At 65.6% G+C, this 12,827-nt stretch carries 11 protein-coding genes and 1 pseudogene; 2 read left to right on the forward strand and 10 right to left on the reverse strand.

Annotated features, from left to right (window positions below):
* The 5 genes and pseudogenes from HMI58_RS14105 to HMI58_RS14125 all read right to left on the reverse strand — a co-directional run.
* Positions 1-330, reverse strand: a pseudogene (locus HMI58_RS14105) (hypothetical protein); the annotation flags it as partial.
* Positions 331-1,324: 994 nt separating this feature from the next.
* Positions 1,325-2,176 (reverse strand): transglutaminase family protein, encoded by an 852-nt coding sequence (locus tag HMI58_RS14110; RefSeq protein ID WP_171620636.1) that lies wholly within the window; start codon positions 2,174-2,176, stop codon positions 1,325-1,327.
* Positions 2,173-3,099 carry an alpha-E domain-containing protein gene (locus HMI58_RS14115; protein ID WP_171620638.1) on the reverse strand — a complete coding sequence of 309 codons (927 nt, stop codon included), beginning with the start codon at positions 3,097-3,099 and terminating at the stop codon, positions 2,173-2,175. Before HMI58_RS14115 ends, HMI58_RS14110 begins: the two co-directional genes overlap by 4 nt.
* Positions 3,092-4,717 carry a circularly permuted type 2 ATP-grasp protein gene (locus HMI58_RS14120; protein ID WP_171620640.1) on the reverse strand — a complete coding sequence of 542 codons (1,626 nt, stop codon included), beginning with the start codon at positions 4,715-4,717 and terminating at the stop codon, positions 3,092-3,094. Before HMI58_RS14120 ends, HMI58_RS14115 begins: the two co-directional genes overlap by 8 nt.
* Positions 4,718-4,779: 62 nt before the next feature.
* Positions 4,780-5,562, reverse strand: coding sequence for a DinB family protein (locus HMI58_RS14125; RefSeq protein ID WP_171620642.1), 783 nt, complete (start codon positions 5,560-5,562; stop codon positions 4,780-4,782).
* A 102-nt stretch (positions 5,563-5,664) separates the two neighbouring features.
* Between HMI58_RS14125 and HMI58_RS14130 the strand changes: the two genes are divergently transcribed.
* Both HMI58_RS14130 and pepN read left to right on the forward strand, forming a co-directional pair.
* Positions 5,665-6,063, forward strand: a complete 399-nt coding sequence (locus HMI58_RS14130) for a hypothetical protein (RefSeq protein WP_171620644.1) — start codon at positions 5,665-5,667, stop codon at positions 6,061-6,063.
* A 40-nt stretch (positions 6,064-6,103) separates the two neighbouring features.
* Positions 6,104-8,722 (forward strand): aminopeptidase N, encoded by a 2,619-nt coding sequence (gene pepN / locus HMI58_RS14135; RefSeq protein ID WP_205208213.1) that lies wholly within the window; start codon positions 6,104-6,106, stop codon positions 8,720-8,722.
* Between the two features lie 15 nt (positions 8,723-8,737).
* On the opposite strand, the gene HMI58_RS14140 is transcribed toward pepN, so the two are convergent.
* The 5 genes from HMI58_RS14140 to HMI58_RS14160 all read right to left on the reverse strand — a co-directional run bounded on the left by HMI58_RS14140 (position 8,738) and on the right by HMI58_RS14160 (position 12,700).
* On the reverse strand, positions 8,738-9,814 hold the full coding sequence (locus tag HMI58_RS14140) for a biotin/lipoate A/B protein ligase family protein (protein WP_171620648.1): 1,077 nt from the start codon (positions 9,812-9,814) through the stop codon (positions 8,738-8,740).
* A gap of 99 nt (positions 9,815-9,913) precedes the next feature.
* The gene (locus HMI58_RS14145; RefSeq protein ID WP_171585149.1) at positions 9,914-10,168 is read right to left on the reverse strand and encodes a type B 50S ribosomal protein L31; all 255 of its coding nucleotides are present in this window, start codon (positions 10,166-10,168) and stop codon (positions 9,914-9,916) included.
* 138 nt (positions 10,169-10,306) lie between these two features.
* Positions 10,307-11,113 (reverse strand): RNA methyltransferase, encoded by an 807-nt coding sequence (locus HMI58_RS14150; protein WP_171620650.1) that lies wholly within the window; start codon positions 11,111-11,113, stop codon positions 10,307-10,309.
* On the reverse strand, positions 11,110-11,889 hold the full coding sequence (locus tag HMI58_RS14155; RefSeq protein WP_171620652.1) for a sulfite exporter TauE/SafE family protein: 780 nt from the start codon (positions 11,887-11,889) through the stop codon (positions 11,110-11,112). Before HMI58_RS14155 ends, HMI58_RS14150 begins: the two co-directional genes overlap by 4 nt.
* A gap of 19 nt (positions 11,890-11,908) precedes the next feature.
* Positions 11,909-12,700, reverse strand: a complete 792-nt coding sequence (locus HMI58_RS14160; protein WP_171585146.1) for an ABC transporter ATP-binding protein — start codon at positions 12,698-12,700, stop codon at positions 11,909-11,911.
* Positions 12,701-12,827: the final 127 nt, after the last annotated feature.

Below are 12,827 nucleotides of genomic sequence, written 5' to 3' on the forward strand. Positions count from 1 at the left end.
CTCTTCGAAGGCCGGCAACGCCTCGGCCGGGATGGTCAGTGCCTCGTCGAGGATGATCTGGGCCTGCCGGGGAGTGAGCATCCCCGCCCCCAAGCATTGCAGGGTCTTCGGCAGATCCTCCACCAGTGTCAGGCTCTGGCCCAGCAGCCGGTGAGCGGCACGTCCAGAGAGGTTCAGCAGCGGCACCAGTTCCTCGGCGGTCAACGTGAACCCCAACCCCGCCCCCACCGTCCCGCCGGGGCGGGACGCGGCGTGGGCCGCTGCCTCGTCCAGAACCTCAGTGTGTAACGCGGCGACCAGTTCCGCCTGCCGGGCCACAACCCACGACATCAACCGATCAGCAGCCACCAACAACTCAACCGTCCCAGGCCCAACCGTGCCAGGACCAACCGTCCTAGGACCAGCCGTGCCAGGCTCAGCCGTGCCAGGCTCAGCCGTACCGGGCTCCGCGGTGTCCGGCGCAGTCTCAAGTGCGTCAGCCGCGGGATCCGGGCCATCACCACGACGCAGCATCGCCACCAGCGTTTCCGGACCGGCAACCTCCACCTCCGTCGGCGGAGTATCACCAGCAACCGGACGATGCCGGGCCCTACCAAAGGCAGGCTCCAACCAAATCTTCTCCCCCCGGCTGAACAACGACACCGGGTCACCCGACGAATCCGGTACTGCCGACGAATCTAATGTCACCGACCCACCAGTCCCCGGCCCCTTACTGGCAGGAGCACCCTTGGGAACAGAGCCCGGGGCAGCAGGATCAGACACCGGAAAACCGGTGATCTCATCTGCGTTCTCCTGCCGCTTCATACCTCCATCACATCACCCGCCACTGACATTTTTAGGCGCCGAACAGAGGAATAATCACAGATACAAATTAAGCCGACAGCGAACACAATCCGCGAGGTCGGCCACAGTCCACGTGGATCATAGGCAGCTTTGTTCCCGGCGTTGTGAAGGTTTAATCGAGCTGACCGAACTGGATCCATCGAAACACAGCATCGAGACATGAACGGGACCGGGCCCCATGAGCACTGCCGCATAAATCCCTGGCTTCAGCCATGGTCCGAGCGGAGCGTTAACTGGGCCAACTTTAGAACTATGCCAGCACCCGGGCACGGCCGCCCGAACCCGCTGCGCCCAGCCCGCACAGTCACAGAACCCAGCCAACCGCACAACTGGCACCCAGAACCCAACCAGCACCGGGCACCAGCCGTCAGACCGATGACCGATGACCGACCCTCACAACCTTGCTAACCTGGCGACCCTCAGAACCCACCAGGAACCGAACCAGAAAAGGGCCCGAATCAACAGACCAAAAACCCCAGCGCTAGGCGACGCGGGTGATTTCCACAGTCACGTTCAGGGTCGACCCACCGCCACCGGACAGGATCCCCTTCAGCGGGGACACGTCCTTGTAGTCGCGTCCACGGGCCACCGAGACGTGGAAGTCACTGACCGGGCCCTTGTTTGTCGGATCCCAGCCGCGCCATTCGCCGTCCCACCATTCAACCCAGGCGTGCGACTGACCGGCGACCTTCTCCCCGACCGCCGCACTACTGCGCGGATGCAGGTAACCGGAGATGTAGCGCGCAGGAATACCGACACTTCTGAACGCACCAATCGCAAGGTGCGCCAGGTCCTGGCAGACGCCCTTCCTGGATTCCCAGGCATCCTTCGCGTTGGTCTGCACTCCGGTCACGCCCTGCACGTAGGACATTTCCTCCTTGATCCACGCAAAGATGGCGTGAACCGTCTGGTGCGGGTTGCGGCCCTCAACGAGCTCGAGCGCCTTACCGCTCACCTCCGGGTCAGGTTCGGTCAGGGCTGTCTGCGGGAGCCAGTCACCGTACTCGTTCGCGACGTCGTCCGACCTGAGCTGTTCCCAGGTGACCACCTCGTCGTCGGTCGGGATCCGTTCCATCCGGCTCACCTCGACGGTGGTCACCGCCGTCACCTCAAGGGACTCGTGGGCGCTCTGCATATCGAATGCGGTCACCCGGGTCCCCCAGTAGTCCTTATAGGTGGACACGGCAGCGCTCGACGGCGACACCTTCAGTGTGGACTCAAGGACCACCTGCTGGGGGTCGGTGAGCGGAGTCATCCGTGCCTCGTTGTAGGACAGGGTCACCTTGCGCACGTAGTTGTAGCCGGTGCGGTGCGTGATGAGCAAGCGGGTCATGAAAGTTCTCCCACCCAGGCCAGTTCGTCTGCCTGGGAAAAGTAGGTGCGTGAAATCGCGTCCGAAGCCTTTGCGCAGGCCTTCTGAACCCGTTCCATATGTTCTGGCAGCTCCGACATCAGGTCGTCGGTCTGGTGGAACTCAAGGAACGTGCGGGCCTGCCCCACAATGCGGCTGGCGTCGTTGATGAACCCGACCCGGCGATAGGCAGGGTTGAGGTTCGTCAGGCACTTCTCGGCGTCGCTGAGCGCGTAGACGATCGACCGGGGGAACAACCGGTCGAGCAGCAGGAACTCGGCGGCCTGCTGGTCGCCGAACGATGCCCGGCGGGTCCGCAGGAACGACTCGTACGCTCCGGCACACCGCAACATGTTCACCCAGGACAGTCCCGCGGCATGGACGTCGTGAGTGGACAACATCCGTGCGGTCATGTCGGCCCGTTCCAGGCTGCGGCCCAGCACAAGGAACTGCCAACTCTCGTCATGGCTCATCGTGGTGTCCGAGAGCCCCCGAATCATCGCGGTCCGCTCCACCACCCAGTGGCAGAACCGGTACGTGCCCACCACGTCCTTGCGATGCTGGGTGAGGCCGTACCAGGTGGTGTTGAGGCTCTCCCAGACACTGCCGGACACGGTTTCGCGGGCCCGGCGGGCATTCTCCCTGGCGGCGCCGAGCGCGCCAGCAATCGAGGTGGTGCTGGTCCGGTCGTAGGCCAGCGCCTGCAGCAGGTCCGAAAGCTCGAGCTCGTCACCGTCCATGCGGCTGCCCATCACTCCGAGCAGCTGGCGGGACACATCGCGCTGCTCGCCGCGGGGCATCTGGTTCAGTCGCTCCAGGTGGACGTCCAGAATACGGGCGGTGCCGTCGGCACGTTCGACATAGCGGCCAATCCAGAACAGGGCCTCAGCGATCCGGCTAAGCATTGACGGTGTCCTCTCCATGGTTCCCACGGTCGTCCCCGGCCAGGGCATCGGCACACCCCAGCTGTTGCTGTTGCTGCTCCGGCTGGCGATCCTGCCAGCCCGATTCGATCGGCCAGACCCTCTCCTGCACCGGGCGCCGGACCGTCTCGACCACCGGTCGCACCGGGGTCTGGTTCTGCTCGTCAACCACCCAGGTGTCCTTCGAGCCGCCACCCTGGCTGGAGTTCACGATCAGTGAGCCTTCCTTCATAGCCACCCGGGTCAGGCCGCCGGGCAGCACCCAGACGTCGTCGCCGTCGTTCACAGCGAACGGCCGCAGGTCCACGTGGCGGGGGCTGAACTGGCCGCCGGACATGGTCGGCACCGTGGACAGCTGCAGCACCGGCTGCGCGATCCAGCCGCGGGGGTCAGCGCTCACCCGCTCCCGCAGCGCATCGAGTTCTTCCTTCGACGCGTCCGGCCCAATGACCAGGCCCTTGCCTCCCGAACCGTCCACCGGTTTGACGACCAGTTCGTCCAGCCGGTCGAGCACTTCCTCACGGGCCTCGGGATCCTCCAGCCGATAGGTATCGACGTTGGCGATGATCGGCTCCTCACTGAGGTAGTAGCGGATCAGGTCGGGAACATAGGTGTACACCAGCTTGTCGTCTGCCACTCCGTTGCCCACCGCGTTGGCGATGGTCACGGTGCCGGCACGTGCCGCATTGACCAGGCCCGGGCAGCCAAGCATCGAATCGGAGCGGAACTGCAGGGGATCGAGGAATTCGTCGTCGATCCGCTTGTAGATGACGTCCACGCGCTGTTCGCCGGCGGTGGTACGCATGTACACCCGGTTTCCGCGGCAGATCAGGTCTCGGCCCTCCACCAGTTCGACGCCCATCAGGCCAGCGAGCAGGGTGTGTTCGAAGTACGCGGAATTGAACACGCCAGGGGTGAGCACGACGACGGTGGGGTCTTCCGCCGACGACGGCGCGGTCTTGCGAAGCGCCGCGAGAAGCCGCCGTGGGTATTCCTCCACCGGGCGAATGTGCTGCTGCCCGAATGCCTCCGGCAGGCCCTTGGCCATCGCGCGCCGGTTCTCCAGCACGTAGCTCACCCCGCTGGGGACCCGGACGTTGTCCTCGAGAACCCGGAAGGTACCCTCCTGATCCCGGACGACGTCGATCCCGGAAATGTGCACGCGCACGCCACCGGCCGGGTCGAACCCGGACACCTGGCGGTGGAAGTGGGCGCTGGAGGTGATCAATCGGCGGGGAATCACGCCGTCGGCGACCACTGACATCTTGTCGTAGACATCGTTCAGAAACGCTTCCAGAGCCCGGACCCGTTGGGTGACGCCCTGCTCAAGGACCTGCCAGTCGGTACCGGAGATGACCCGGGGAACAATGTCCAGCGGGAAGGGCCTCTCCTCCCCCGCGTAGTCAAAAGTAACCCCACGATCCAGGAAGGTCCTGGCCATGGAATCGGCACGCGCTGTGACATCGGCGAGGTTCAGTTCGCTGAGGGCGGCGGCTACCTGGCTGTACTCACCACGGGCCTGCTGGCCGGACGCGAACATTTCGTCGAAGGCGGGCGTGCGGCTGGCGGCAGCGGCATAATCTTGGAAGAGATCGGACATGGGCTCAACATTGCCACGGATTTCTTGTATTACATATTGTGCGGTGGGTCACTCGCGTGGCGTTAAGCGGAGGCCTGAAGGGCATCCAGGTCCCGGGTCGCGTACCGGAGGTGTTCCCACTCTTCCTCCAGGATGGTGCGGAGGCAGGAGAGCGTGGTTTCCGGGTACTCCGGTGCCCAGGGATTGGCCCTCGGGATGAGGAGGTCCTCCGGTGTTGCGGACGCGATGAAGGTGCGCACCATCGCCACCCGGCCGGCGCGTGCCGCGAGGACCGACTCGTAGGAAGGGGTGCCCTCAGTGAAGATCGACAGGTCATACCCGTCGGTCTCGTACTCGCTGTGGGGCTGGCCGAGCGGATGGAACGGGCGCCTGATTCCCAACACCGCCTTCCGCAACCAGACATCAGTGGCCAGCACCAGGTGGCGGAGCGTCTGCGCGAACGACCACTCGCCGTCCACTGACTCATCGGCGGTGCCCTCGGTCATAATGGCAACCCGCGCCAGGATGGCGGCCCAGGCACGTTCGAGAGCCGCCCAGTTCTCACGGAGACCCTCGGGATCCGTGGGGCGCCTCCCGGCCCGCCCGGGGAAGCGTTTGACCAGCTCGGCCTCCACCAGCGGGGCGACGTCCACACCGTTGACCAGGAGGGACCGCTCACCGTCCAGCAGCCAGGGCGCATCCAGGTCGGCACCCGCGAGGCCCACTGCCCTCATCACCACACCGCCGAGATCGGCATTCGTGAAGCGCGCCCGCCGCAGATTGACGTCGCTGAAAGTGGCGGCCTCCAGATTGACGTCGCTGAAAGTAGCAGCCTGCAGGTCATCGGATCCGGTAAAGGAGGTCATAGCCGAAGAGTGTGGCACGCGCCATAGACCGGCGCCAGCACCACTTTTCCCGTCATGGCGCCGCCCTGTCCACGACGTTCCGGGAGAGCGTAGAGTGCCCGCATGACCCGCTTCGTGATCGACCCACCGACGCTCCTTCACCTCGTCGGCCAGGACAGGCGACCCAGCGCTGAGCACCAGCTGGTGGCTCCCAACAGCATTCGTTCGCAGGCCCTCGCCATTCTGTACGAGGCCGTCCGCAGCGGGGAGCTCACCGAAGCGGAGGCCCTGCAACACCACGACCGGATGACCGAACTGAAGCTGCGCCTCCTCGGAGACCGGGTGTCCCGCCGGACCGCCTGGACCATCGCGCGGGACCAGGGCTGGGCGACCATCGACGACGCCGAGTACCTCGCGGTCACCCGGCTTCAGGCCGATGCGCTCGTCACGGTTGATGAGGACCTCGCGGCAAAGGCCGCCGGGGTAGTCCCGCTCGCTCCCCTGGAGGCCCTGTTCGCATAACTGAGATCCCGGCTGCCAGCCGTGATTGAATGACCGGGTGATGAACGAGAATCTCCGCCGCGATGAAGCAGCCCACCGGTCCAGTCTCCTGAGCGTCGACAGCTACGAGGTCCACCTCGACCTCAGTACGGCTGCCGACCCCGAGGTCGCCGGGTTCCTGTCCCGGTCAACTGTCAGGTTCACCTGCACCGAACCGGGCAGTGACACCTTCATGGACTTCATCTCCGGGGAGGTCCACTCGGTCACCCTGAACGGCAGCGAACTGGACCCCGCCGTCGTCGTCGACGGTGCCCGGATCATCCTGCCGGAACTGGCGGCAGAGAACACCGTGACGGTGACGGGAACCGCCCTCTACAGCCGAAGCGGCGAGGGAATGCACCGTTTCACCGACCCGGCCGACGGCGAAACCTACCTTTACACCCAGTACGAGCCAGCCGATGCCCGCCGGGTCTTCGCCAACTTTGAGCAGCCGGACCTGAAGGCGTCCTTCACCTTCTCCGTAACCGCACCGAGCGGGTGGATCGTCGCATCCAACGGGGCCGAGGTTTCCCGCACCGGCGAGGCGACCCCTGCTGCCGGGGAAAGCACTGCGGTGTGGCGGTTCGCACCGACCGAACGGATCTCCACCTACATCACCACTGTCCTTGCCGGACCCTACTTCTCGGCCACCGATCACTGGTCAGGCACCCTGTCCGACGGGTCCACCCTGGAGATCCCGCTGGGCCTCTACTGCAGGGCGTCCCTGGCCAGCGCGTTCGACACCGACACCATCTTCGACGTCACCAAGCGGGGGCTTGGGTACTTCCACGAGCGGTTCGAATATCCCTATCCGTTCGGTAAATATGAGCAGGCGTTCGTACCCGAGTACAACCTTGGCGCCATGGAGAATCCCGGATTGGTGACGTTTACCGAGAGCTACATCTTCCGGTCCAAAGCCACCCACGACGAGTACGAAGCCCGCGCCAACACCATCCTGCACGAGATGGCCCACATGTGGTTCGGCGACCTGGTGACCATGTTCTGGTGGGACGACCTGTGGTTGAAGGAGTCGTTCGCCGACTACATGGGTGCCCTCGCCGTGGCTGAGGCGACAGGCTCCGCCACCTCGTGGGTAAGTTTCGCCAACCGCCGCAAGGCGTGGGCCTACCTCCAGGACCAGCTTCCCTCCACCCACCCGATCACCGCTGACATTGTTGACCTGGAAGCTGCCAAGCAGAACTTCGACGGCATCACCTACGCCAAGGGTGCTTCGGTGCTGAAGCAGCTGGTGGCGTACGCCGGCAGCGACGCGTTCTTCGAAGCGGCCCGGGCCTACTTCAGGACCCACGCCTTCGGGAACACCCGGCTGGCCGACCTGCTCTCCGCCCTGGCCGACGCCACCGACCAGGACATGACGGGCTGGGCCCGGCAGTGGCTCCAGACCTCCGGTGTGCCTTCGCTGGGTGCCGCAGTGACCGTCGACGACGACGGCGCCTACCGTTCGGTAGTGATCCACCAGGACGCCATCGACCCGGTCACCGGTGAGTCAGCCTTGCGCCCCCACCAGATCCGGCTGGGACTCTACAGCCGGGTCGCCGGGTCTTTGGTCCGCACGGGCGCCGTCGACGTACGCATCGAGGGGGCTCTCACCGAGGTGCCGGAACTGAGCGGTACGCTCCAGCCCGATCTCCTCCTGATCAACGACGACGACCTGACCTACGCGAAGATCCGCTTCGACGACCGCTCACTGGCGATCCTGCTGACAAGTGTGGGGCAGCTGGAAGAGCCGCTGGCACGCGCAGTCTGCCAGGCCGCCCTGTGGTCGAACACCCGCGACGCCGCGCTCTCCGCGGCGGACTATGTCGGCGCCGTGCAGCTGGCTGCTCCGGGTGAGACAGGCATCGGCGCTTTGCAGGTCATGCTGCGCAACGCGCACTATGCAGTCGAACACTATGCCTCGGTGGACGTGCGCGACCAGCTGCGGGAGCGGTTGTTCGGGTTTGTGGTGGAGGGGCTCCGCGCCGCCGGGCCAGCCTCGGACCTGCAGCTGGTCTGGGCACGGGCGGCCGCCGCACTCGGGCGTCACAGCGACACCCATTCGGGGCTTTTCCGGGAGTTGCTGGATGGTCAGGACAGCGTGCCCGGACTCGCCGTCGACGCCGAACTGCGCTGGCTCCTCTGGCAGGCCCTTGCCGCCCAGGCACACGCCTCGGCGGAGGACCTGGAGGTCGAGCTGGAACGAGACCGCACCGCGGCCGGGAAGGCCGGGTTTACCCGGGCCTCCACCTCTATTCCGGACCCAGTGATCAAGGAGAAGGCGTGGCAGGAGGCGGTGTTCGGTACCCGGCTCTCCAACGAGCTGCTCTCGGCAACGATCGCCGGGTTCGCTGAAGGCCCGGACGAGCTGCGGGCCCCCTACCTGGAGCAGTACTTCGCGGAGATCGGGCGGGTGTGGGACACCAGGGGGATCGAGATGGCCAGCCGGATTGTGCGTGGATTGTTCCCCGGCTCCCAGGACCTGGCCGCAGGGGTGCCCGCCGAGGAGCACCGGGTGGTGCATGCGGCCGACGGGTGGCTCGCCGAGCACCACGGGGCCCCCGCTGCACTGCGACGGATCGTGTTGGAGGAACGCGACCACTTGCTGCGCTCGTTGCGGGCCCAGGAGATGCAGGCCCGGTAGGGAAGGATCAGGTCTCTACGGCACCCGGTAGAGCCACTCGGAGGTGCCGAACTTCTTCTCCACGAGCTGGCTCGCCCGGGACAGCTCATCGTCGGTGAAGGTCGCATCCTGGGCGCCGTACCGCGCTTTGAACGTGTCGATCATGACCTTGATGATGTCCTCCCGGCTGCGACCAGTCTGGCGGCGAAGGGGGTCGACCCGTTTCTTGGCGCTCCGCGTGCCCTTATCGGAAAGCTTCTCCTTGCCGATCCGCAGCACTTCGAGCATCTTGTCGGCGTCGATGTCGTAGGACATGGTGACGTGGTGGAGCATGCCACCGTTGCTCAGCCGCTTCTGCGCTGCCCCGCCGATCTTGCCGACGTCGGTGGCAATGTCGTTCAGCGGCTGGTACCAGGCCTCAATGCCGAGCGTCCGCAGGGCCTCCATCACCCAGGCATCCAGGAACGGGTAGGACTCGGCGAAGCTCAGCGAATCCACGAGGGTTTGCGGTAGGTACAGGGAGTAGGTGATGGCGTTGCCGTGTTCCATGAACATCGCTCCCCCGCCGCTGACTCGCCGGACCACGCTGACCCCGTGCCGCGCCACGCCGTCGGGATCCACCTCGTTGCGCATGGACTGGAAGCTGCCGATCACCACGGATGGCGATTCCCACTCCCAGAACCGCAGGGTCGGGTTGCGACGGCCGTCGCCCACATCACGGGTCAGCACCTCGTCCATCGCCACATGCATTTCGGTGGACAGGGGTGTGGGGCCAATGACCTCCCACTGGTGATCAGCCCAGCCGGTGGCCAGTCCCAGCGCGCGGCGGACCGCTGTCGCCACCGCCTCCGGGGAGAAGCCGAACAGCTGTGCTGCCGGGTCCAGGCCCTGCGCGACGGCGGCACTCAGCTCACCGTGGGTCGCAGTCGCCGGCTGGCCCTCCAGGGAGCGGTTGATGTCGTCGAGCGCCTCGTCGGGCTCAAGGAAGAAGTCACCGTTGATGGACACCCCGGTCAGGGAACCGCCGTCGACGGTGAAGTCAGCGGCGACAAGTTTCCCGCCGGGCACCTTGTACTCGCCGTGCAGGTCTCCCGTGGGGAGTTGGCTGGTCATCTGGGGCTCCTTGGAGACGTATTGGGTGGTGAACGAGAAATGGGCCCGGACCACCGAAGTGGTCCGGGCCCATCCGGCAGAACTAGGCTGCAGTCGGCATTACTTCTTGCCGAAGCCCTTGAAACGGGCGTTGAAGCGCTCCACGCGGCCGGCGGAGTCCATGATCCGCTGCTTGCCGGTGTAGAAAGGGTGCGATTCGGAGGAGATTTCGACCTCGACCAGTGGGTAGGTGTTCCCGTCTTCCCATTCAATGGTCTTCTTGGAGGTCACAGTGGACCGGGTCAGGAAAGACTTCTCGGACGCGAGGTCGCGGAAGACAACCGTTGAGTACTTGGGGTGGATATCAGACTTCACAGTGTTACCTTCGTTAGTTGCCTGGATTTGGCCAGGCACAAGGGGGTTGGAAAAGTTGCTTGGCCCGTGGACCAGCTACCTACTCTACCGCACCCCGCGCCTCCGCGGCTAAAAGGCCAGAGGCCCCGCGTGGCCCGCCTAGCTGATGCGGCATTCCCAGAACGCGACGGCACTGGCGGCGGCCACATTGAGCGAATCCACACCCGCCCGCATCGGGATCTTCACGCTATGGTCGGCGAGGTCAAGGGTGGCCTGGGTGAGACCGTCGCCCTCGGTACCGAGCACCAGTGCCAGCCGTTCGTGGCGTGCCGCGCTGAGCTCGTCGAGGTCAACGGACCGCTCCCCCAACGCCAGAGAAGCCACCACAAACCCTGCGGCCTGCAGATCCGCCAGCTGGGCTGGCCAGTTGGTCAGCCGCACCCAGGGCACCTGGAAGACGGCTCCCATACTGACCCGGATCGCCCTCCGGTAGAGCGGGTCGGCACACCGGGGACTGATCAGGACGGCGTCCACGCCGAGCGCAGCAGCGGAACGGAAAATGGCCCCGAGATTGGTGTGGTCGACGATGTCCTCCAGGACCGCGATCCGGCGGGCGCCGTGCACGACGTCGGCCAGCGCCAGCGGCTTCGGCCGGTCCATCGCGGCCAGGGCGCCCCGGTGCAAGTGGAACCCGGTGATCTGCTCAAGGATCTGCTCGGTCCCCACATACGCCGGGACGTCCGGGAACCTGTCCACCAGGTCCTGCAGGTCGGGCAGCCACTTGTCGGTGAGGAAGAAGGACCGCGGGGTGTGGCCAGCGTCGATGGCGCGGCGCAGCACCTTGGTGCTTTCAGCGATGTACAGGCCCTCGGCGGGTTCCCGGCGGCGGCGCAGCTGGGTGTCGGTGAGCGAGGTGTAATCCGATACCCGGGGGTCGGCCGGGTCAACGAGGCGGTGGATGCTCATCCGGTGACCAACCGCGCAACCATGATGTACAGGGCCACCAGTCCGAGCGCGACGATGATGGAGCGCAACACCACCGGCCGCAGCCGGCGGCCGATCAGCGCACCCAGGAAGCCGCCGATGAGCGAGCTGACCGCGATGACCAGCACCACCCACCAGTTGATCCGGTCAAAGGCGAAGAGCATGTAGGAGATACCCGCCACCACGTTCACGGCAAGTACCAGGAGGTTCTTTACCGCCGTGGCGTTCTGGATGGTTCCGTGAAGGAAGATTCCGAGAATGCCGACCAGCAGGATCCCCTGCGCTGCCACGAAATAGCCGCCGTAGACACCGGCCAGGTACACCAGGATGGTCAGCCCGACCGGGTGCGAGCCAGCGGATTCCTTCCGCTCTGCCCGGAGCAGCACCCGGCGCTGCAGCGCGGGCTGGAAGATCACGAATCCGAGGGCGATGATGATCAGCACCGGCGCGGCGAACTCGAACACCTGTTCGGGCAGATTCAGCAGCAGTGCCGCCCCGGTGATACCGCCCAGGATCGAGGCGGGCAGGAGGCGGAGGATGGTCGAGCGGAGGCCAGCAAGTTCCCGGCGGTACCCCCAGGTGCCCGAGACGCCGCCGGCAATCAGGCCCATGGCGTTGCTGATGGTTGCCGTTACGGGGGCAAACCCGAGGGCGAGCAGTACGGGGAAGGTGACGAGGGTGCCGGAGCCGACCACCGAATTGATGGCTCCCGCCCACAGCCCGGCGACAAAGATCAGGGCGCCCTGCAGTAGTTCCATGAGCAGGTTCCCCTAGGTATCAGGCGCTGGTGCGGGCGACAGCCGTGTAGCGGCCGTCCTGCTGGCGGACGTCCAGCGGCACGTCGAACGCCGCACTGAGGTTCTCCTCGGTGAAGACGGTGTCGATGGGGCCGGACGCCACGATTCCGCCGTCGCGCATAAGCATGGCGTGGGTGAATCCCGGGGGCACTTCTTCGAGGTGGTGGGTTACCAGGATCATGACGGGTGCTTCCTCGTCCTGCGCCAGGGTGGTGAGCCGGCTGATCAGGTCCTCCCGCCCGGCGAGGTCGAGTCCGGCGCCTGGCTCATCCAGCAGCAACAGCTCGGGGTCGGTCATCAGCGCGCGCGCAATCTGGACCCGTTTGCGTTCCCCCTCGCTGAGGGAGGAGAACTTGCGGTTCATGAAGGTCGACATGCCCCACGTGTCGAGCAGGGCGAAAGCGCGACGCGCATCCTGCTTCTCGTACTGCTCCCGCCACCGGCCGGTGACGCCGTAGGAGGCGGTGACGACGACGTTCAGCACCGTTTCATGCTCGGGGATCTGTGCGGCCAGGGCTGCGGAGGCGAGCCCGATGCGCGGTCGTAGTTCGAAGACGTCGACGGCACCGAGTACCTCGTCGAGAATGCCTGCCACACCGGTGGTGGGGTGGATCCGCGCCCCGGCTACCTGCAGCAGGGTGGTTTTGCCGGCACCGTTGGGGCCCATGATCACCCAGCGTTCGCCCTCCTTGACCTGCCAGTCCACACTGTCCAACAGCTTCTTGCCGCCCCGGACAAGGCTTACCCCAGCTAGCTCAAGAACATCACTCATAGCACTAGACATTAGGCCAACTGCCGGGGCAAACGCGAAACGGCGTGCCGCTGCCGGGGCTGCGCCTCCGGGAGGTGACTTTCCGGGTCGGGGATTTCGGGGCCCACTCCGGGCCCGGCAATAATGG

Origin of the sequence: Arthrobacter sp. 147(2020) (assembly GCF_013116715.1) — a bacterium.
Taxonomy (GTDB): Bacteria; Actinomycetota; Actinomycetes; order Actinomycetales; family Micrococcaceae; genus Arthrobacter_D.

Coding starts and splice junctions, on each gene's coding strand:
- HMI58_RS14125 (WP_171620642.1), bottom strand. CDS start 5,562: ATGACCTCCTTTACCGGATCCGATGACCTGCAGGCTGCTACTTTCAGC.
- HMI58_RS14115 (WP_171620638.1), bottom strand. CDS start 3,099: ATGCTTAGCCGGATCGCTGAGGCCCTGTTCTGGATTGGCCGCTATGTC.
- pepN (WP_205208213.1), top strand. CDS start 6,104: ATGAACGAGAATCTCCGCCGCGATGAAGCAGCCCACCGGTCCAGTCTC.
- HMI58_RS14155 (WP_171620652.1), bottom strand. CDS start 11,889: ATGGAACTACTGCAGGGCGCCCTGATCTTTGTCGCCGGGCTGTGGGCG.
- HMI58_RS14150 (WP_171620650.1), bottom strand. CDS start 11,113: ATGAGCATCCACCGCCTCGTTGACCCGGCCGACCCCCGGGTATCGGAT.
- HMI58_RS14130 (WP_171620644.1), top strand. CDS start 5,665: ATGACCCGCTTCGTGATCGACCCACCGACGCTCCTTCACCTCGTCGGC.
- HMI58_RS14110 (WP_171620636.1), bottom strand. CDS start 2,176: ATGACCCGCTTGCTCATCACGCACCGCACCGGCTACAACTACGTGCGC.
- HMI58_RS14160 (WP_171585146.1), bottom strand. CDS start 12,700: ATGAGTGATGTTCTTGAGCTAGCTGGGGTAAGCCTTGTCCGGGGCGGC.
- HMI58_RS14120 (WP_171620640.1), bottom strand. CDS start 4,717: ATGTCCGATCTCTTCCAAGATTATGCCGCTGCCGCCAGCCGCACGCCC.
- HMI58_RS14140 (WP_171620648.1), bottom strand. CDS start 9,814: ATGACCAGCCAACTCCCCACGGGAGACCTGCACGGCGAGTACAAGGTG.